The organism is Butyrivibrio hungatei NK4A153 (genome assembly GCF_000424465.1).
GTDB lineage: Bacteria > Bacillota > Clostridia > Lachnospirales > Lachnospiraceae > Butyrivibrio > Butyrivibrio hungatei_A.
In genome coordinates this window covers 1-21,185 of sequence record NZ_KE384196.1, presented here as the reverse complement: position 1 = coordinate 21,185, position 21,185 = coordinate 1, and the positions used below count along the sequence as shown (strand labels likewise).

Genomic DNA, 21,185 nt, shown 5'->3' with positions numbered 1-21,185 from the left:
TTTACTCCTTCTGTTGAAAAAACTTTTATCACATATAAAACCTGATCTTCAGGTCATGCACATCTTCCGCCGCTTCCCTGCAAAGCCTGCAAAGCGCATCATAATATTTTCCGAGCCTGTACTGTGCAAATTTGGCATTGTAAAAAATAATATTCCAGCCGTCGCCGCTCTCCGTAAGAACATCATAGAGCGCGTCAAGATTTCGGCCGTAATAATCCGGAAGAGGGAGCTCTTTTACAAGCTCTGCCTGAAGTCCCTCCGGCGTTGCAATTTCTGCTAAATCAATATAAAAAACCTTCTCCATAGTTTAATACACCTGCTCAAAGTTTTCATAATGATCGTCTGTATAATACACACTTCCGTCGTCTGAGTAAACTATACGCTTTGCTCCTCTTGAATCGGCACCCAGCGTATCTATATCACATTCTTTGTACTTCTTTCCATCGGGGAGCTTTCCCTCGTTGTTGCCAAATCTGTCTCCGCCTATGCACTTTCCTTTGGCGAATTCATCGAGCCCTCCGCCTGTCCAGCCAAGCTTTTTGGCCTCATTCTTAGTGATGAAATTGGAAGGAAGTTTGCCGTAAGTGTGGATATAAAGAGCCACATCATCTTTTGATGTATACGTTCCGTCTTCAGAAACCGCAGATGCCTTCTCATTATCACCTGCTGCCGCTGCATCGGAACCCGCAGCATTTGAAGCTTCTTCTCCTGAATTACCGCTCTCCGACACTTCACTTACAATATCGGACGCAAGCGCATCACCGTCCAAAGTTATCGCGTTGCCCGCTCCGTCAGTAAAAAGAATCGACAGATCCTCGGCAGAAATATCGCTTATTCCTGAGTTATCATATGAGGATGCATCCTCGCCGTCCGTTATACCGCGCGCTGCGAATATTCCGGAACCAACCGTCGTCAAAACCATAAACAACAGCATTATAAACGCAACTATCCTAACGCTGTTCTTACCTTTTTTCTTAAAAAAATTCACTTCTATACCTCTTTTTAATTCAATAACTTTTCATCCGATCGTCAAATATACATGTTCTCGGCAAGTTCTTCCCTTGAAAGGAAAGGCGCAAGATCTTCAAGCGGAGGACTTGATAGGCTTCCATCCGGCTCTCTTCGCGCCGAGCTCTTGGGTGCCCAAACCTGCTCAGTATCGGTATAAACTTCAACGAACACAGGACTGTCGGCATCTACCGCCATCTTCATCGCATCTTCAAGCTCATTTCCCGTGATCACTCTGCTGTAGGGATAACCGAACGCTTCCGCAATCTTTTCAAAAGACGGGAATGCGAGATCTCCGCTCTCGGGGCCGATTCCGACTTTTGAATACTCTTTGAACAGATTGTTCTGAGTAAGTCTGATCGAATGATAGCCCTCATTGTTTATGAGAAATACCTTGATAGGGAGCTTGTTTGTGATAACAGTCTGAAGCTCCTGAAGGTTCATCATTATACTTCCGTCGCCCTCAAGACATATTGTTTCTTTTCTTCCTGCCGCGATGCAAAGACCTATCGCTGCGGGAAGACCATATCCCATGCTGGCTACCGCGTTGTTTATTATAAATCTCGTGCCTTCTTTTACTACCCAGCTCTGGTGGCCCGCTACGCAACACGCACCGTTACTTACTGCAGTAAGACTTCCCTTAGGAAGTGCCGCAGAAAGAGCTTTGATAAATCCGTATACATTAACCTTGTTATCGCCTGTATGGAGCTGACTTTCCGATACAACGGGATATTTTTCTTTCCATGCCACGCACTGTTTTCTCCATGCATCGGCAGGAGAAACGTAAGTCTCGCCACACTTATCTGCTGCCGCATAGAGCTTTTCAAGAAACTCTTTTGCGTCAGCGTGAATCTTCATATCAACATGAACAGTGTGTTTCTCCATCTCGGCAGGTTCAATGTCGACCATTACGACCTTGGCAGCTCTTGCCCATGTTCCCCATGTGTAGCCTACCTGTCTGATTGAAAGCCTGCTGCCTATGACGATGACAAGATCCGCATTCTGTATTGCAAAGTTCCCCGGTCTGTCACCCATATTACCGCCGCGGCCGCAGTAAAGCGGATTATCTGTTTCTATAACATCGATTGAATTCCAGTATGTACAAACGGGAACTCCGAGTTTATCCACAACTTTTCTGAACGCGTCAAAACCACCTGAAATACGCACTCCGCCGCCTGCATAGATGACGGGACGCTCAGCTTTTTTGACCATCTCTATTACTTCGTTTATTGTTTCATCAGAAACTTCCGGAGTCTCTTTTTCATAAGAAGCTGCTTCTTCCTCGCTGTAGCCTCTGAGCGAATCGGGATCGATCTCAGCGCCCTGGAAATTAACGGGAACATCGATCCACACAGGGCCCGGTCTTCCGACGTTCATAAGATGCCAAGCTTTTTCCATGTGATATCTTATGTCTGCGGGATCTTCAAGCATAACTGCGTACTTGCACATGTGCTCAGTCATGCGGGTTATATCGTACTCCTGATCTCCGAGAGAACGAAGTCCCTTGCGATCATACTCTTTTCCCATGAGCTTATGCTCATATCTGACTGTTGTGTCATAACGAACCTGCCCACTCACTACGAACATAGGAAGCGAATCAAGCCAGCCTCCGAGCACTCCCGTTATCGCGTTGGTTCCGCCGGGGCCCGAAGTCACGCAAAGAGCCGCAACTCTTCCGTCATATCTTGAGTAGCTCTCAGCAGCTATGGCCGCTCCCTGCTCATGATGGAAGTGCGTGCATGTCATTCCTTTGGTATGGCCAAAAGAATTATTCAAATACATAGCGCCACCGCCTACTACAGTGAAACAGTCGGTGACGCCCTTTTTTACCAAAAATTCTGCTATATAATCAGAAACTCTCATATTTACCACCTTATCCAAGGTGCTCTACCTGTTTCAACAAGTTCCGTAAGTTCATCTCTTTCTCTTGCCGTATCCATGCACTTCCAGAAGCCATCATACTTGTATGCGACCATCTCGCCGTCTTTTACGAGGTTGTGCATAGGTTCTTTTTCAAAGAATGTCGCATCGCCCTCGATATAATCAAAAACTCCGGGCTCAAGAACCATGTAACCGCCATTAATTCTGGCGCCGTCCATGCTTGCTTTTTCTCTGAAATCTTTAATGGTAGAACCATCACCTTTATCAATGTCAAACACACCAAAACGCTGTCCGGCAAGAATCGCAGTCACGGTCGCAAGTTTGCCGTTTTCCTTGTGAAACTCAAGGAGCTTTGTCATGTCTATGTCACACACGCCGTCACCGTAGGTCATGAAGAACGCCTCGTTTCCGACATGCTCTCTTATCCTCTTGATACGTCCACCCGTCATGGTGCTGTATCCTGTGTCGACAACAGTTACCTTCCAGGGCTCCGCCTTCTGTGAGTGGAACGTTGTCTTATTCTCGTTTGCAAAATCGAAAGTCACATCGCAGTTGTGGAGATAGTAATTTGCGAAATACTCTTTTATAACTTCCTGCTTGTATCCCGCGCATATAATAAACTCATTAAATCCGTAATGTGAATATTCTTTCATGATGTGCCAAAGGATCGGCTTACCCCCGATCTCAATCATTGGCTTTGGGCGAAGATGGCTCTCTTCACTAATCCTTGTTCCGAAACCTCCCGCTAAAATTACAACTTTCATCTAATCTCTCTTTCCTTCCCGTTGGGTTACATAGTGCCACCAAATTGATACTCAGTAATATACTACTTTTTGAAATTTTTTTGTAGTCCATTCTAACCAAGTGCCTTTAGCCTGTCGTTTGCAGGCCTATATCCGGCGCACTTTTTATAAAAATCTTTTGCCTTTAAAATATTTCCTCTGACTTCCTCTATAACTCCAATATTATAATATGCCTTAAAACTGTTAACACCCTCTACCGAATAGATCTTTGCTTTTGTCGCTTTCAAAAAAGCTGCTGTCGCATCGTCGAAAAGAGCATTATTCATATAGATAAGTCCCATCATAAACATAAAATCCGCGTTGCCTTCAAAAAGATCCGTAACCCCTTCAAGACACAGTGCATCCGGAAATCTTTTCTGCGCCATTAACCCATATCCGTATGAAACCATCATGTCTTGAATATAGGAAAGCTTAGGATCTATCGTCTGTTCCATAACCTGCTCGTAATAGTCTGTTCCCTCTTTATAGTCCTCCATTGCAATGCAGCATTTTCCTATCTGGAACAAAACATACGGATCTTCAGGATTATCATTAAGTGCCTTAAGCAAAAGCTTTTTATTTCTCTCAGCCTTACTCTTTCTTAATTCCGGAGTGTCATATCCGACGTGATCAAAAGAAAGCGGCAAATCGAAATATCCGTTTTCATCATCTCTGTCTATAGTTCGAAGATTCTCATGTATGTCGCCAAAAAAGCTGTACACTTTCCTATTGTAGAAACGTCCTATCTTGTCGCGTGATCTAAGTTCTTCACCATTTTGTACATACGTACTTGCAATCGTAGACATCCCTATTTTTCCCGGATTTGCCATAACTGTTTTCATAAATTTATCAGCAAGCTCCGTAGAATAATCCTCGAGAAATTCATCACAATCAACAGATAAAATATAATCATTTACAGCCTTAGAACACGCATAATTTCGTGCTTCTGCAAAGTTTCCCGTCCATTCAAAGTTATATAGCACAGCACCTTTGCTTTTGGCTATCTCAGCCGTATCATCGGAAGAACCCGTATCAACGACAACAACCTCCGAACCGTCAAAATACTTTACCAAAGGCATTATTGAATCAATGCACTTCCCGATATTCTTCGATTCATTTTTTGCGATCATGCACACTGAAAACGAAAACACACAAACCTCCTCAACGCCCGCTTATGTTTATACATTCACATCTTCGAGCATTACGGGAATTTTCATATCAACACACTTTCTGGCAACCACTCCCGAATCGCCATAGTAACCATTCCACCTGTCAATGAACTGAAGCGAACGGTTTTCCTCGTCATAGATACATCCTTCCGTATCCTTAACCTTATCAACAAAAGCGATATACCTTTTTCTTACTGTTCCATCAACAATATCAAGATTCGCCGTCAGATAATCCTGAGGAACAAATAAAACAGTCATTCTGTCTGTATGCTCTGAAAAAATCTGAAGCGCCCGTTCAAATTTATCAACCGCCTTTTCTCCGTACTCCATCAAAGTGCTGATACTAAAGTAATAAACAACAACCTTGCGTCCTTCATACTTACCAAGAAACTCATTCCACTCGCCTTCATCGCTCGTAAAGGTATCTATATCAGATTCCTGCTCAGCAGCAAAATCCGAAACATCTATCTTTTGCTCCCAGAAAGCCCTCGTTTCTTCTCCTGTCAGCCCAATTAATTTCTTTAGATACAGCTCTCTTTGTTTTTCGGACTTAAGAAGAACCTTATCCGCATTTACCACCGCAGGCTGCTCCGCAAGAATTTCTATACACCTACATGCCTTATCATCGTCATCGACAGGATCGTCGATATCATAACAAGGCACATAAATAAGCTCATCCGTCACATTTAAAAGATTCCCCGAATAAAAGAATTCATGTACGGTAAACGCTGTATTCCAGGCATCATACGGCACCTGTATCACAATCTTATCGGGATGAATTCCCGCATAGTCAAACTTCTCGCAATCCTCAGCACCCAGATAATCAGGGAAAAGAGCTCTCTCATCATGCATCTCCCCGACCTTTCCCGTATAATCACAATCATAATAATTTATCGGAAGCACATGCACCTCGTGTCCTTCAGACTTATACTTGTGCCACAACCCCTCAAGAGTATTCCACAACTTCACCCTGCACGGAAGGAACACAATCGTCATCTTTTCTTTTTCCTGCACAGGCATAAGCATTCTGCCCATATATCTTTTGACAGAATTCAAAAGTTCATTGGTATCAAGCGTATATCTGTAGGGATTGTGTCCCAACTTTTCCTTCAACAGATTTTCCTGACTGATATATATGGGATATTCATGCATACCGCCGCTTTTGTGTATTTCCATATAGTTTCCGTAGTTACTCGATAATATCCTGTCATAGTAAGCTGAAACTTTGAGCATAGTATTCTCAAACTTCATATCAATAGAACTTTGGAAATACTTTTTGGGGAAAATGTGATCACCATACTTAAGATAAAACGGCATCAAAGCAACATTATCAGCTTCAGATACAGGACATTCCATAAATATTTTATCTATGAGAACTTCCATTTCATGCAAAAGCTTTTTGCCTCTGTGAAAATGAACGTTATTCTCTTTTTCCACATCTATTAAAAGGTTCTCGATTTCATTTGTGTATTCCCCAAGAGAATCTTTTTCAGAAATCGCATCATGTGCAGTTATGATCCTCCTAACACGCTCCTGACGTTCCTTCTCTTTCTCCGCATCATTATATACACCGTCCATCGGAAAAATATCGACGCCCACAGTGTACGGACAGCCACTGAACAAATCAAGATGCTCCTTGCTGCAATCAATAGCATGACTGTTTACTATTCTTCCAAGATAATTATTATATTCATTCTCTATATCATTAAGCGTGAGTATTATATAGACACTCGGTAATTCTTTTCTTGCGATCTCGAAAAAGCGCTCATAATCATCCCTGAGCATGCATATATCAAAATCGTCATCCCATGGAATATATCCGCCATGACGCACCGTTCCGATAAGAGTACCGTATTCGGCAAACCACTTGATATCATGTTCTCTGCACAACTTATCAATATCTGCCAGCATCTGAAGCTGTCCCGCCCAATAGCGCTTCATCATCGTAGAGATATAAAAACCGTTCCTGACTTCCGGTCTGAAAAAAGCCTCGGGAAAACTGATATTTTCAAGCGGTACCATATTCATTTCATCGGAATTATTGTTGATCATTTAATTTACACAGACTCCTTTTTCAGATATGAAAAATCCAGTTTCCTTATTGCCGGTATGATATCAGCATATTCAGCTTTTTTCCCAAACAGAAGTGTTGTTCCAAGAACAAAGCCATCCATTTTCTTGGGAGCATATTCAAGCATCCTCTCTGCTCCGCACGCTCCGTCCCAGTAAAGTTCAAACCCCATCTTTTTACGAAGATGAAGAAGTACATCAATCTTCTCACCGACAAAAGGAAGAAACATCTGGCTGGCATTACCGGGATTAACAGCCATAACAAGAACTCTGTCAACTATACGAAGCTGTTCTTTTACCGATTCAACACTTGTTCCCGGATTTATTGCTATTCCCGGATGCATTCCGTGATCAATTATCTTCTGTATTGTCGCAGACGGATGATACTCAGCCTCCGGATGGATATATACGGTATCTCCTTTTCTGAGATATCTTAGAAAAAGATCTATATTATTCCTTGGATGTTCGATCATAAGATGCACGTCGAGAGGCTTATTGCTCACACGCGCAATTACTATCATGTCATAAAGTGACATGGCGAAATTATTAACGTAACGACCATCCATAATATCAATGTGAAAAGAATCTATTCCGGCTGCCTCAAGCGCTCTGACTTCCCTTTCAAGATTCCCAAAATCAGCGCACATCATAGACGCCGTAAGCATAAAATTATTCATAATACCCCCTGCATTTCATATATGATCCGATTATCCGAATCATCCAATAAGCAGCTTACCTGTATCTTTTACATACAGTGAAAGCTTTTTTCTCCAAACTTCTTCATCTTTACAGTCAATTACCGACGTATCAAGAATCACATAGTCATATTTTTCATTCGGAGAAAAATCTTCTTTTAAAAGATCCACACACTCAATATCGAGTTTATTCTTACCAAGCGTCGCAATCTTTTCGTAACTTTCAATACCTTTAACTTCAGCAAAAGGATATATCAATTTTATTCTTGAAAGCATCTCTCCAAAACCGCATTGAACTTCAAGAACACTGAACTTCTCATCAAAGTTCCTTTTTATCTCAGCCAAATGTTTTCCTTTAAAGTGCATGCTTCTCTCGGGAGTAAATCCCCATTTATCAATGAATTTAATCCTGTTTCTCTCAAGAAGCTCTCTGTACTTATCGGACATCTTTCCAAAGCTTTTGCTTCCATAGTGATAAACAAAAGCATTCCAGCACATAACGCTCCTAAAACCGGCTTCCATAAGCCTCATTCCGTAGTCGTCATCTTCGTAATTACCGGGAGTATATCTCTCATCCAGTTCTCCCACCTTATCGTATGCATCCCTTTTTATAAGCATAGCAAACATTACAAGCTTCGACTTAAGTTCAACGATATTTTCGGCGGGAATATTGGTAACACGCGCATATTCCGTATATTCAGGCACCGTATTCAGAGGAATATTAACCACCTGATTGTTCGATGCATTATTCGTAGAAGCTCCGCATGCACCGATCTTTTCATCAGAATACAATGCCATGCGCATCATATACAAAGAATTCGGAAGCATAAGTGCATCACTGTTTAAAAGAAAAATATCATTATCCGGATTTGCTGCCTTTATTCCTATATTGCAGCCTCTCGGAAATCCTGTATTTTCCTTATTTCTAACAAAAACAATATCTTCCTGTTCTTCCAGCCACTTGACACTTCCATCACCAGAATTATTGTCAACCACAACTATCTCTACCGCACCATCATAGCAGTTTGCGCGCACAGATTCTATACATTCTCTCGTATATTCAAGAGAGTTATATGACAATATCACAAAAGAAACGTTTCTTGCATTGACCTTTCCCGACATCTTACTCTTACATAAGACATCCTTCATAGAAGTTGCCTCATTGCTACCAACACCATATTTCTTGCATGCCATACAATATGCATTTTCATAAGACAAAAAAGCCGTATTAGGATTTTCCTTCAGATAATAATTTCCCAATTGATAATATAACTCATAATCTTCGGAATTCTTTTTAAACCCGCTTTCTATCTCAGATAAAGACTTCTCCCGTAAATACTCTTTTACAAAAATGTCTTTATAGTAATCGTATCTTCCAAGCTCAGGCATACCAAAATCATGAAATATCCACGGCGTTTCCATATATGGAATGATTATCCTATAACCTTTTTGCTTAAACTCCATACTTTGCGAAGCGTCGTAGAAATCGAATCCGTCGAAAATATCTTCTCTCCACGGAATATCCTTGGACGTAGCAATAAAGCAGCCGTCCACAAGCGACACATCTACGCTTTTACTATCGGGATACGCAAGCGTTATATTGTCTTCTCTGTAATTTAAGATCTTGCTTATCCTTGCTTCAACAATATTCCCATACTGCCTGTCAGACCACATGACTCCGTCATTCGGAACCTCTTTAGGTCCAACCATTCCAACCATACCTATGGATTCGTCCTTAAATATATCGATAAGATCGTACAGTAAATATTGATTTATTATGCGAACATCATGATGCATATATATCTTGTACTTTACTCCAAGTGAAGCTGCATACTCCATTCCCTCGTTATAGCCGCTGCACATAGATCTTGCATCCGTTATCTCAAGAACTTCTACACCGCATCCCTCCGGCACATATAATCTGTCTATCCACCACTTTGCTTCATCAAATTCATCTTTATCATTGGAGCATATGATAAACGCGAACTTTTCAGGCGCATAATCATCACCCTCGCATATCCTGCTCTTTATATTCGCATCATTCGTGTTGTTACCGGCTTTGCTGTCTCTCGTCCAAATACTGTGTAAAAGAAGTATCTCATTGGAGCTTGCTCCTACAGACAATGCATAATCGCCTGCATCGTCCACGGAAAACTCCTCTGCCCACTCGCTTCTTATCATGAAGCTCTTTAGTTTTTTTATTGTCCTTACTGCATTTTTAAAGTTCCCTGCCGCACTTATTATCCCATCTGAAATATTACCCGTAATTTCTTTTTCCATATCATAAACAAGAAAAAAATATGCAAGGTCCGCATCGTTTTTCTCTACCTTCTCATACTCTTCCCTTATCTGAAAGAGCCGCTCAAAATCTCTGTTACCAAGCGCTTCATCTATTGAACGTACTATATCGGTCTTATCCATATAAAATGATCAGTTCCTTTCAAAGCCTGAATAAACTCCTATAGAAATTCACATAAACCTTCTATTCAAAAAATCGATTCCTTGCTGCGAAAGCATGCCCGCATCAAGTTCTGTCCTTAAGAAATTCAGTGCATTCTCATCTCCCAAAGCCGCCCTTCGCATCTGAAACTTATACTCATTAAGCCTTCCGACTATTTCGCCGACACTTCCTCCAAATTGTGAAAAAGAAACGACTCCGCCATTTATTTCGCACAGCTCCCTTACATCCATAAGAGCATTAAGTTTATTATCAAGCTTCCGCCTATCCTTAAGCTCCGCAAGCACTCTGTATACAAATTCGTAATTGCCCATACCAAGCGCTTCTTCAATCGTTTCAAGAAACTGCAATCCAAGCTTATACATTTCTTCCTTTTCGGATGACACTGTATAATACTCATCAAATCTGTATTTATCGCTATATTCATTGCAAAACTTCTCTCTGTAACTATCATAACTTGTAAGCTTACTCAGCCCGCAGTCATGCATACACCAGGGCTCGTCCTGCATTATCACGCCCACCTTGCGCCCTCTTCTCTTAAATTCTTCACATTGGGATAAATCATAGAAATCAAATCCGTCAAAAATGTCTTCTCTCCACGGAATGTCCTCATTTGTCGCTATAAACATTCCATCAACCGCATCTGTCTCGACAACAGCCTCTTCCGTCATCCTTTTAAATCTTAGGTCAAGGTTCTTGTCTTCATTCACCGCATAAGTTGCGCCAACAGTCCAATGATCCCATCCTGATCCGTTTGGTGGAAGGAAACCTCCGATTACGCCAAGAAGCCCATATTGCGCATTTTCTTCAAAAACTCTGACCAGGTCTATAGGAAAATCCCTGTTCAGAATAAAAACATCCTGATGGATATAGATCTTATAATCAGCATCTGTAGATCTCATCGCCGCATTATAGCCGGCGCACATCGAGGGGGCATCCTTGATAGTGATAAAATCAATCTCCATGTTTTCAGGCACATTCAGCCTGTCAATATACCATGCACACTCACTTGCCGCCCGGTCATCGTTTACACAGGCGATAAAAGCCATCTTAATTTTATCCTGCATGATCCGCAATCCCCCAAAATCCCCGAAATCATAATCAAATTATACCTAAATATTCCCACACATTCAATTAAACCAATGGTATGATAGTAATAACTATACCAAATACCAATCTTTGGAGGACTGACATGAAAGTTCTTTATCTTGATATATCAATTTTTTTCGCAAATATGGACATGCTGGACGCATTGGAAAAGTACACGGATAGTGAAGGAAATCATCTTGAAATAGTAAAATATCCATATGCCTATGAAGAAAAAAAAGCAACAAACGATCCCGATTTTGAAGCAGACTTTCTTAAAACCATCAGGGCAACAGATCCGGACTTCGTATTCTCATTTAATTTCCTGCCGGTAGTTTCCAAAGTCTGCAATATTGACGGCGTTAAATATGTCTCTTGGGTCTATGACAATCCGGAAGTTTTCCTTTACTCATGTCAGGTCATAAATCCCTGTAATATAGTTCTTATGTTTGATTCCAAGGAATTCGAGACATTCAGATTAGGCGGCATAAAAACCGTACATTACCTTCCTCTCGCCGCATCAACAAGACGCCTTGATAAAATGGTTCCGGGTAAAAAAGAAAAAGAAAAATTTTCGGCAGACATCTCTTTTGTCGGCTCCTTATATACAGAAAGAAAGCAATACTATGATGAGATTGCTCCCAAATTAAGCCCATATTCACTCGGATACATTGACGGGCTTATCCGCGGTCAGCTTCAGGTCGACGGAATAAACTATATAGAAGAATGCCTTCCTCAGGAAATAGTCGATGAGATCCAGAAAGTAAGTAACATATATCCTTATCCCGACAGCGCCGAAACACCTGCATACCTCTATGCAAATTACATAATAAACAGACAGGCAACCATCATCGAGCGAAGAGAAATCCTCACAATGATAGGTGCGCACCACGACATGAGACTCTATACTTACGGGCAAAACAAGGCTTTCTGCCCAAAAGGCGTTGAAAATATGGGTGCAGCGGATTATTTTCTTGAAATGCCTTATATCTTCAAACTTAGCAAGATCAACCTCAACATAACTCTTAGGAGTATCCAGAGGGGAATCCCGCTCAGAGCCTATGATATCCTCGGCGCAGGTGGTTTTCTTATGTCCAATTATCAGGTAGATCTCGCCAATATCTTCGTTCCGGGAGAAGACTTTGTGTATTACGAGGATAGAAAAGACCTCCTTAACAAGATTGATTACTATCTTGCAAATGAATCCGAGCGAAAGCAGATTGCTCAAAACGCCCATTACAAAATTCAAAAAGAGCACTCCTTTGATGTACGTGTAGGACAGATAATTGACATCGTAAAGAGTGTCTAATACGAGGTAATTACTTATGATACTTCGCCCTACAATAGATATAACAAAATATCAAGACAGTAACGGCAATTATACAGAATCAGGGCGCCGTGAGATGATGGCTGATACCGCCAAAGACTATGAAATCTTTTCAGAAAGATACAGTGAAGATGTGCTCTCTCATCAAAAGTTACTGGATAAAATAAACTCTCTTCTTTCGGAGCGCACAGATACTGCTTATGCAGAGATATGCAGCATTTGCGAATCATATGAATACCACAAACTGTCTAAGATTTTTACCGACTTCGACAGATTCTTGTCCGCCCATATAATCTATCAGACAGAAAAATCCGCAGGGATACAGGGAAATATTTTTTCTCTTATAGGTTCTGTAGATGACTACGTTAGTTTAAAGCAGATGACTTTTTATTTATTCAGGAGAATACAGATGTGCTTCCCTGAAGATGAAACTTACGCATTTTTTGGCAACATTCTGAATATAAATCCTTCATTTTTTTACATTCTTCAGATGCTGGATGAATCGTGCACAGGTAATAAATTCGCAGTTGCAGAAAAACTTTCGCATTACTACGAAAAATCGGGCTACAAAAATGAAGCCCTGCTGATAAAATCTTTTTCCGAAAAAAAATATGAATATATTCCAATAAATAAGCAAAAGATTTATCATCCGGATCGTTCATACAACCATCCCCAAAAGATCTGTTTTATAACCTGCGTGAATAACAGTCTTATGTACGACGAATGCTGTTATTACATAAATAAATTACTTGTCCCCGCAGGATTTGAAGTAGAAACGATTTCAATAAGCGACGCATCAGGTATGGCTGAAGGATATAACATGGGGCAATCCAAAAGCGGAGCCGATATAAACGTTTTTCTTCACCAAGATGTCTGTATATTGAACCCGTTTTTCATTTATGAAATTGCTGATATTTTTGAATCTGACAACGCTGTCGGAATGATAGGCCTTGTAGGAAGTCCTGCGCTTCCACCGGATGCGGTCATGTGGCATGACAAGAGAGTCGGAAATTTATATTCTTTATCTCCTGATAACCTGTCATATGACTATAATCCCCAAAAAACAGTTCAAGCGATTACTTCGGTTGAAGCAATAGATGGATTTCTTATGATCAGTAACAAAAGAATAGAATGGCGAGATGATATCTTTGACGGTTTTGATTTTTACGATATTTCCCAGTGCACCGAATATCTGAAACTCGGTTACAAGATTGTTGTGTCCAATCAGTCATCTCCCTGGGCAGCACACGACGACGGAATAATGAAACTTGGTCTATATAATAAATACAGACTTTTGTATATAGACAAATACAAATCTTAATAAGAAATTTCAAAAGAAAAAGGGCTCCGTTTCCGGAGCCCCCTTTGGTAGTTGCAATTATGCAAATGACCAAGTTTTCTTGTGAACCATCTAAGATTATCCGAGAAGTGAAAGAACACCCTGGTTTGTCTGGTTAGCCTGAGCCAGCATTGACTGTCCAGCCTGTGCAAGGATGTTGTTGTTAGAATACTTAACCATCTCGGTAGCCATATCTGTATCACGGATAGCAGATTCAGCAGACTGTGTGTTCTCAACAACGTTATCAAGGTTCTTGATTGTGTGCTCAAGTCTGTTCTGGATAGCACCGAGATCAGATCTCTGCTTTGAAACCTTCTCAAGGCATCCCTTGATATTGTCGATAGTTTCTTTTGCATTCGTAGCATCAGTTCCTGTAACATCTGCGCTAAGTCCCAATCCGGTTGCAGTCATCTTATCGATGTCAATCTTAATCTGGTTCTCAGCAGATGTCTCAGATCCAACCTGAATGTTCTTATTCTTGAATGTTCCATCAAGAAGAGCCTGGTTGTTGAACTCTGTAGCAGCACCTGTACGATTGATCTCGTTTGTAAGTGCATTAAGCTCTGACTGGATGTACTCACGATCTGTTGTCTGAAGAGTGTCGTTAGCTGCCTTTGTAGCAAGCTCGTTCATTCTCTGAAGCATATCGTGTACTTCGTTAAGAGCACCCTCAGCTGTCTGAACTGCAGAAATACCATCCTGAGCGTTAGCTGAAGCCTGTGTAAGACCTCTAACCTGACGTCTCATCTTTTCGGAAATTGCAAGACCTGCTGCATCATCTGCTGCTCTGTTGATCTTGTAACCGGATGATAACTTCTCACTTGACTTAGCCTGAATTCCTGTTGTGATTCCAAGCTGTCTGTTTGCATTCATTGCTGTAATGTTGTGTTGTACTACCATAATATAATTCCTCCTTGAATTTGTACGGTGGCATCCTTGCCACTCGTTTGCTCGTTTCGAAATAGTTCTTAGTGCTGGCCTAAAAACCATCTCTGTTTTGTTTTTACACTTTTATTATCGACTATAAATCTAAAAAAATAACCCCTTTTTTAAAAAATAATGTATAAACTTTTTATAAACAACATTTTTTATCCAAAAACGTCCACATAACATCATAATTATCCCATTTATGGTAGAATGAATTTATGAATATAATATTTTACAGATATGACAGCATATGTGAGCCCGATTATATTGACGCACTAAAAGCTGTCGGCCTAACAATAATTGAAGACAAACAGGGATTATCGGAAAACACCCTTTATGTTGACAGCAAGATTGCCCATCTTGGTAATCTCATTGCTGATCATAAGCCTTTATTCGTTTTCTCTATAAATTTTTTTCCATTTATTGCAATGGTATGTGAAAGGATCAAACTTCCTTACGTCTGCGTTTCAGTAGATTGCCCCGTTCTTGAAATATACAATAATGCGATCAAGAGCCCTTATAACAGAGTTTTTCTTTTCGACCAAAAACAATATGAATCTATAAAAGACGCTAACCCAAGCTGTATCTTCCACTTGCCGCTCGGTGCCGCAACAGCCAGACTGGATGCTACAATAGGCGATACTACAGGTTATGACTATGATGTATCTTTTATAGGATCTCTTTATACAGAAAAAGATCCGTACGGCGAGTTATCTTTGCCTTCGGAAATCAGCACTTCTCTTGAAGAAAAAATGCAGTGTCAGCTCCAGGAAAGCATATACGGGCTTGAATATATCGAAAATACCATTACCGATAACGAAATACAGTGTTTAAAGGATACCGATCCAAATTTCTATTCTTCAGCGCTTAGTATCAGAAATCTAGACAGGCAGATTGCAATTGATGACTATATTGGTTATCACATTACAGCTATGGAACGCATAAAACTTATGAATTTTCTTGCAGATAATATACAGCCTTTTAATCTCAACCTTTTTACGGGAAGTGACACAACAGTTTTATCTAAGCATGTACGTAAACGTGGTTTAGCCAAATCATTTACAGATATGCCTGTGATATTCAAGAAAAGCAAGATCAATCTCAATACGACAATGAGGTCTATAAGATCGGGACTTCCTCAGAGAATATGGGATATCCTTGGCTGCGGAGGATTTCTTTTGACCAATTATCAGCCGGAACTTGATATGTTCCTGACTCCCGGCGTTCATCTGGAGACATACCGTTCTCACGATGAGCTGATAGAAAAAGCCAATTATTACCTGACTCATGATAAAGAACGTGAAGAAATCGCACTAAACGGTTACAAGAAAGTCTGCGCGGAAGACACAGTTCTTCACAGAGTCATTGTGATTATCAAAACCATTATGGAAAACATGGAGAACAATTCATGAACGTATACATTCTCGCACCTGCAAACAGAACAAGCGGAGGTCCTGAGCTCGCACATCAGATGTGCCACAGAATAAACGAGCTCTCACCGGGTACGGCGTTTATGATATATGTTGATCTGAATCGCCCTGTCGGAGAGGATTTAGGTGCAGATGTTCCTGCACCTGAAGCTTATGCGATATATGATACCGAACACATTTCAGATTATGCTGCTGCCGATACTCCCGATAACGTATTTGTATTTCCCGAAGGGCTTACATTGTCTCTTCCTTTTATCAAAAATGCAAAAAAAGTTTTATGGTGGATGAGTGTAGATAACTATATCATTTCTACTAAAGAATCAAACCTAAGCCAAATAAGAAATGAAGTTTCCCTACATCTATATCAATCTTATTATTCCAAGGACTATGTAGAGAGTAAAATTCCGAATGCCAACGGGATGTACTTATCCGACTATATAAACGATGCTCATGGGCAATTTCTTTTTCCCGCACATCTAAGACAGGATATTGCGCTATACAATCCGGCTAAAGGTTATAACGAACTAAAACCTCTTATAGATAAAGCTTCCTGGCTTAAGTGGATCGCACTTACAGGTCTTGATGTTGAACATATGGTATTTATGATGCAGAATAGCAAGATTTATGTAGACTTTGGCGAGCATCCGGGTAAAGACAGAATCCCCAGAGAAGCCGCTGCAAACGGCTGCTGCGTAATCACAAACAAAAAAGGCGCTGCCGCCTTTTCTAAAGATGTTCCGATTCCGGATAACTACAAATTTGAAGCCCCCGCTGATTCACTTGATGAGCTTGATTCGCTTCTTCACGATATTTGCGATAACTTCAAAGAACATCAGGATAAATTTGCAGATTACAGAAAAATGATTGCATCAGAAAAGAGCTCTTTTGAAAAAGATTGTGATAAGTTCCTTGAATGGTGCAAAAAGAATTAAGTACTAATGTATCTTTTTTATTTCCATCCAAGGATTTAAATATACCGAAAGGTCACACAGATCAAATAAATATCCGTCTTTTTGACATACATAATCAAAACTAATCTGATCCCTTCTGTGATCATAGGCCATATATTCATCCCACCAATCCTGCATCACTTTCTTAAGTGCCTCATCATGGTGGTCCCTTACTATGCAGCCAAGTTCCGCTATATATCCCTTTGATGTATAGCCGCTTACCATATAATTTTCTATCTGCTTATCAAGTACTGCCTTGTCTGCTTTTCCACGCTCAACCAGCAGCTTCGCTTCATCAACTATACTTTTGGAACTAAAATACGGAAAACAGATCATTCCGCAATCTTTACTATAGGTATCTATAAAGCTTCTGATGTCTTTCTTCAGTGCAATAGATCCGTCGACATACACAGAATAGTCGTACTCCGGAAAAAAAATATGCGGAAACATCTTGGGATACCTTGAAAAGCGCACGTTGTCAAGATTGTCCGGATTGTCGATTATCCTTATTTCCCATCTTCCATTGTAATCAGGTCTTTCCTTATCTGTCAGCAGAATATATGAAAGCTCTGAGTCTCCAACCTCAGGTTCATTTATAGCATCATAGTCACCTGTTATAACGGTATAAACAACACCTTTTCCTTTGAACTTATCCAAAGACTCTGCATATCTTAAATGATAACGTGTTCTGATATAGTCAATCTGACTGACATAGTCCATCACATTGGCAATCTGCTTATTTTTCTTATCAAGTTCACTTGTCGCAAGTTTGAGACTATCCTCAACTTCCTTGGTTATTTCTCCACTTCCGTCGGCACATGCGTATTTTATGATCGCATCCATCGCCAATATTCTTAATCCATCAATATAGTTGATGTTCTCATTAACCGCTTTGTACAGCATATTCAACACATCTTTATTCTCTTGACATAACAAATTATCGCAAAGCGTCTTATGTACAGATAAGAAGCTTTCTCTTACAGCATCTTCCTCCATATTTTCAGCATTATTACAGATATATGCAAGTATTTCATTAATCTGCTTTATAAGTTCCGCATTATGCATATAATTCTCCAAAACGTAATCAATAAATATTAGCAATCAAGTCGCTTCCAGTAATCAGCCGACAACTTTGTCTCTAGATTTTTATTGTTCATCAGAAGCTGAATTTGTAGCATTTTCTTCATATGCCGGCGGCTGCATGCTTTCTGAAGTGTCAGTGTTCTCCTGTTCGCGAGAAGATTCAGCGTCATGCTTTGCCGTCACTTCATCCTCAGATCTCTCCTCTGCTTTTTCTTCTACAGGAGCGCTCACGCTTGCAGCTGTACTCGCCTGCTCAGTATCTACCTGCTCACCCAGAACAGGTCTTTTTTCTGCAACCGAAGCTCCGGTAGACGCTGCGTCAGTCTTTTGCTCCGTAGTTTCGGAGTTATTCTGTTCAGCTTCTTTTACTCCGGCTTCAGAAGTATCAGATTCAGGCTCTTTGGCCTCCTCTTGCTCCTCAGTCTGCTCACTGCTTGCTGCAGTTGCGGCTTCTTCAAGCTCTTCCTGCTGTTCAGGCTCTTCCTCTTCTTCCTCGGACAGTACCGGTTCAACCTTCCAAGTAACCCTTACAACCGGATGTACTGAAATATCCTGCCAGTTTCCGTTGGGATTACAATATCCGGTAAGTCCAAAAGAATACGAATCAAAATCTATCTCTTCAGGAGACCTTGAAAGCTCGTAAGAATAACTTCCGTTCTCCTCATCAATCCTGTAAACATAAGCATCATCAGGCGCCTTGCGCATTTCGGTACTGATCGATATTTCACCGCCCTCCGAAATAGGCTTCTCATTACCCTCATCATCCACAACGGCAAGATACATACCGCAAACATCAGAATCACCAAAGTCTGTACTTCCGGCAATCTCTATGTCTCCGAGATCCTCTATACTTGCCGTTACCGTAACAACGACAGGCACGTTACTTCTGTTTTTTACCGTAAGGCTGTCACTTCGCCTTGAGAAATCATATTCTCCTTCATGATTCCTAAACAGTATCGTTGCACCCTCTTCGACCTTTCCTCCACCATACTTGGCTGCATCGGTCGCAAAAATAAGTCCCTGCGGATCTATAACAAAATCAAAAGGAGACTCACCGCCTTCGCTGATGGCAGGCAGCGCTACAGACACCACATCTTTCCCATATACTTCAAGCGGAAGAGTCACCGTATCAACCGCCAATGCATAGGCAGGACTGATGATCGACATAACCACCATACAAATCCCTGTTAATAATGCAGTTGTCTTCATTCTTTGCATCTTCATAAACCAAAATCTCCTGTTATATATCAGAAATATCTATATGGTTTTTCGACATGTTCTTGTATAAATATAATACCATAATTTAAAAAGCATGCAGTAGTTGAAAGAAAGGTCTGAATTGATTTTCTCAACTCAGACCTACTAATTCGTTCGTTTTTTCACTTACATCACCGCTGTATTATACGGATGAATCATTTTAATATCATCCGCCATAGATATTCTAAGATTTCTTATATCTATATCATTTTGGATGTCTAAAAAATATCGATCCGACACCCCAAAAAATCTCGCCAATCTTAGAGATGTATCAACAGTCACTTTCCTTCTATCATGAAGAATATCTTGAATTCTTGATACAGGAACATGAATAGCCTGTGCCAGCTTATAAGCAGATATTCCTAACGGTTCCATGAATTCTTCATACAATATTTCACTCATCGTTGGAGCTTCAATAAATCTTCCCATAACAACTCTCCTATTATTAAACACACGCATACATCGCAACAATAATTTCATTTAATGGTAATCAACTATTTCAACATTATAAAAATTATTTCTATCAGCAACAAAACATATCCGATACTGATCATTAATCCTAATACTATATTGTCCTTCCCTATCACCAACAAGCTTCTCAAGCCTGTTGGAAGGAGGAATCCTAAGGTCCTCCACGCCCTCAGCATTATCAATCATAATCAATTTTCTTAAGGCAACTCTTTGAATATTCTGTGGCAATTTTGTTGAAAAAAACTGATTATAAACCTTTTCAGTTTCTTTGTCAGCAAATGTCTTTATCATAATTATATTATACACGCAAAGCATGTGCATGTCAAACAGGTAGTTAGTATACAAAAATACTTATGATATATATATTCTGTCCTTTATCCACAATAGATTCCGGTTATATACTGATAAATTCGGTATAAATGTGCTACAATTTAACTACATATTTTTTGCCAAGAATCATCCTGACATCGAGGAGGTAGAAAAGTTGATATTCGAACTAAATTACGCCGATCAAGAAAAATATATTCTTGAAGGCCAGCGTCGTTACAGAGAGCAGATGAATTCTCAGTATACCGCAGGTTATACTGATGCTGAAGAAAAATGCAAAGCTGAGATTGCTAAAAAAGATGCTGAGATTGCTGAAAAAGAAAGACTTATCGCTAAAATAGACGCCGAGATTGCCGAAAAAGAAAGGCTTATTGCTGAAAAAGAAGCTGAGATTGCCGGAAAAGAAAAACTTATCGCTGAAAAAAAAGCTGAGATTGCTGAAAAGCACTCTAAAATTTCTAAATTACAAAGTGAACATAATAAACAAGAATAAGTGAGTACTTGGCCTGAATTGGATCCTTCAATTCAGGCCTATTCTTTTTTTACAAAAATCCCATTTTACCGTTCTACACTACATTGTAAACGTCAATGAAAAAGTTTACCACTCGCTACCGAATTAGTTTACCACTTCGCTAGCGAAAAACTTTACCATTTGACCATTTTTCGCTGGTGAATAAGTTTACCAGTAGCGATACTGAAAAAGTTTACCACTAACGCTACCGAAAAAGTTTACCACCAAGTTTCTTGTTATGGGGAACACCGCAATAGCAGCATTCCCCGAGTTACTTTAGTTATAATACATAGTTTTCGAATGGCAGGTCCTCATCAAGATGAACCTTATGGGCATGAGCTTTGAAGTATTCAAAATCCTCTGTAAGCCCCTTCCATTTGATATAATCGCTCAAGTATTGATTCTCATTGGAAA

19 protein-coding genes are annotated in these 21,185 nt (G+C 40.3%); 5 read left to right on the top strand and 14 right to left on the bottom strand.

Features of this window, described 5'->3' with window-relative positions; all coding sequences use genetic code 11:
• Window positions 1-28: 28 nt before the first annotated feature.
• From G628_RS17485 to G628_RS18285, 9 genes are all read right to left on the bottom strand, one after another.
• Window positions 29-304, bottom strand: a complete 276-nt coding sequence (locus G628_RS17485; protein WP_027209333.1) for a barstar family protein — start codon at window positions 302-304, stop codon at window positions 29-31.
• A gap of 3 nt (window positions 305-307) precedes the next feature.
• A complete protein-coding gene (locus tag G628_RS0113105; RefSeq protein WP_242827231.1) occupies window positions 308-988 on the bottom strand; it encodes a ribonuclease domain-containing protein in 681 nt (226 codons plus the stop codon).
• 41 nt (window positions 989-1,029) lie between these two features.
• Complete coding sequence (locus G628_RS0113100; protein WP_027209332.1) at window positions 1,030-2,871, bottom strand: thiamine pyrophosphate-binding protein; 1,842 nt, start codon at window positions 2,869-2,871, stop codon at window positions 1,030-1,032.
• 2 nt (window positions 2,872-2,873) lie between these two features.
• Window positions 2,874-3,653, bottom strand: a complete 780-nt coding sequence (gene rfbF / locus G628_RS0113095) for a glucose-1-phosphate cytidylyltransferase (protein ID WP_026656752.1) — start codon at window positions 3,651-3,653, stop codon at window positions 2,874-2,876.
• 92 nt (window positions 3,654-3,745) lie between these two features.
• Window positions 3,746-4,822 (bottom strand): glycosyltransferase, encoded by a 1,077-nt coding sequence (locus G628_RS0113090; protein WP_155833817.1) that lies wholly within the window; start codon window positions 4,820-4,822, stop codon window positions 3,746-3,748.
• A gap of 27 nt (window positions 4,823-4,849) precedes the next feature.
• The gene (locus tag G628_RS0113085; RefSeq protein ID WP_027209330.1) at window positions 4,850-6,892 is read right to left on the bottom strand and encodes a LicD family protein; all 2,043 of its coding nucleotides are present in this window, start codon (window positions 6,890-6,892) and stop codon (window positions 4,850-4,852) included.
• A 5-nt stretch (window positions 6,893-6,897) separates the two neighbouring features.
• Window positions 6,898-7,587 (bottom strand): ribulose-phosphate 3-epimerase, encoded by a 690-nt coding sequence (locus G628_RS0113080; RefSeq protein WP_027209329.1) that lies wholly within the window; start codon window positions 7,585-7,587, stop codon window positions 6,898-6,900.
• Between the two features lie 39 nt (window positions 7,588-7,626).
• On the bottom strand, window positions 7,627-10,026 hold the full coding sequence (locus G628_RS18290; protein WP_051199209.1) for a glycosyltransferase: 2,400 nt from the start codon (window positions 10,024-10,026) through the stop codon (window positions 7,627-7,629).
• Between the two features lie 48 nt (window positions 10,027-10,074).
• Entirely contained in the window at window positions 10,075-11,130 is a 1,056-nt protein-coding gene (locus G628_RS18285; RefSeq protein ID WP_051199208.1) for a glycosyltransferase family protein, read from the bottom strand.
• Between the two features lie 125 nt (window positions 11,131-11,255).
• Here G628_RS18285 and G628_RS0113065 point away from each other — a divergent pair, with 125 nt between their 5' ends.
• Window positions 11,256-12,458: a CgeB family protein gene (locus tag G628_RS0113065; protein ID WP_027209328.1), complete on the top strand. Its 1,203-nt coding sequence runs from the start codon at window positions 11,256-11,258 to the stop codon at window positions 12,456-12,458.
• A 16-nt stretch (window positions 12,459-12,474) separates the two neighbouring features.
• Window positions 12,475-13,797 (top strand): glycosyltransferase family protein, encoded by a 1,323-nt coding sequence (locus tag G628_RS18280; protein ID WP_051199207.1) that lies wholly within the window; start codon window positions 12,475-12,477, stop codon window positions 13,795-13,797.
• Window positions 13,798-13,893: 96 nt separating this feature from the next.
• On the opposite strand, the gene G628_RS0113055 is transcribed toward G628_RS18280, so the two are convergent.
• Entirely contained in the window at window positions 13,894-14,715 is an 822-nt protein-coding gene (locus G628_RS0113055) for a flagellin (RefSeq protein ID WP_026656742.1), read from the bottom strand.
• 245 nt (window positions 14,716-14,960) lie between these two features.
• On the opposite strand from G628_RS0113055, the gene G628_RS0113050 reads away from it, so the two are divergent.
• Entirely contained in the window at window positions 14,961-16,154 is a 1,194-nt protein-coding gene (locus tag G628_RS0113050) for a CgeB family protein (protein ID WP_027209326.1), read from the top strand.
• Window positions 16,151-17,104, top strand: a complete 954-nt coding sequence (locus G628_RS17470) for a hypothetical protein (RefSeq protein ID WP_034500971.1) — start codon at window positions 16,151-16,153, stop codon at window positions 17,102-17,104. Before G628_RS0113050 ends, G628_RS17470 begins: the two co-directional genes overlap by 4 nt.
• A gap of 3 nt (window positions 17,105-17,107) precedes the next feature.
• Here G628_RS17470 and G628_RS0113040 read toward each other — a convergent pair whose 3' ends face one another.
• From G628_RS0113040 to G628_RS0113025, 4 genes are all read right to left on the bottom strand, one after another.
• Window positions 17,108-18,187: a glycosyltransferase domain-containing protein gene (locus tag G628_RS0113040; protein ID WP_027209325.1), complete on the bottom strand. Its 1,080-nt coding sequence runs from the start codon at window positions 18,185-18,187 to the stop codon at window positions 17,108-17,110.
• Between the two features lie 81 nt (window positions 18,188-18,268).
• The gene (locus G628_RS0113035) at window positions 18,269-19,429 is read right to left on the bottom strand and encodes a hypothetical protein (RefSeq protein ID WP_027209324.1); all 1,161 of its coding nucleotides are present in this window, start codon (window positions 19,427-19,429) and stop codon (window positions 18,269-18,271) included.
• A 159-nt stretch (window positions 19,430-19,588) separates the two neighbouring features.
• Complete coding sequence (locus G628_RS0113030) at window positions 19,589-19,891, bottom strand: HigA family addiction module antitoxin (protein WP_034462160.1); 303 nt, start codon at window positions 19,889-19,891, stop codon at window positions 19,589-19,591.
• Window positions 19,892-19,942: 51 nt separating this feature from the next.
• Window positions 19,943-20,224 carry a type II toxin-antitoxin system RelE/ParE family toxin gene (locus tag G628_RS0113025; RefSeq protein WP_026656737.1) on the bottom strand — a complete coding sequence of 94 codons (282 nt, stop codon included), beginning with the start codon at window positions 20,222-20,224 and terminating at the stop codon, window positions 19,943-19,945.
• A 265-nt stretch (window positions 20,225-20,489) separates the two neighbouring features.
• Between G628_RS0113025 and G628_RS0113020 the strand changes: the two genes are divergently transcribed.
• Window positions 20,490-20,753 (top strand): hypothetical protein, encoded by a 264-nt coding sequence (locus G628_RS0113020; RefSeq protein ID WP_155833816.1) that lies wholly within the window; start codon window positions 20,490-20,492, stop codon window positions 20,751-20,753.
• Window positions 20,754-21,185 lie beyond the last annotated feature (432 nt).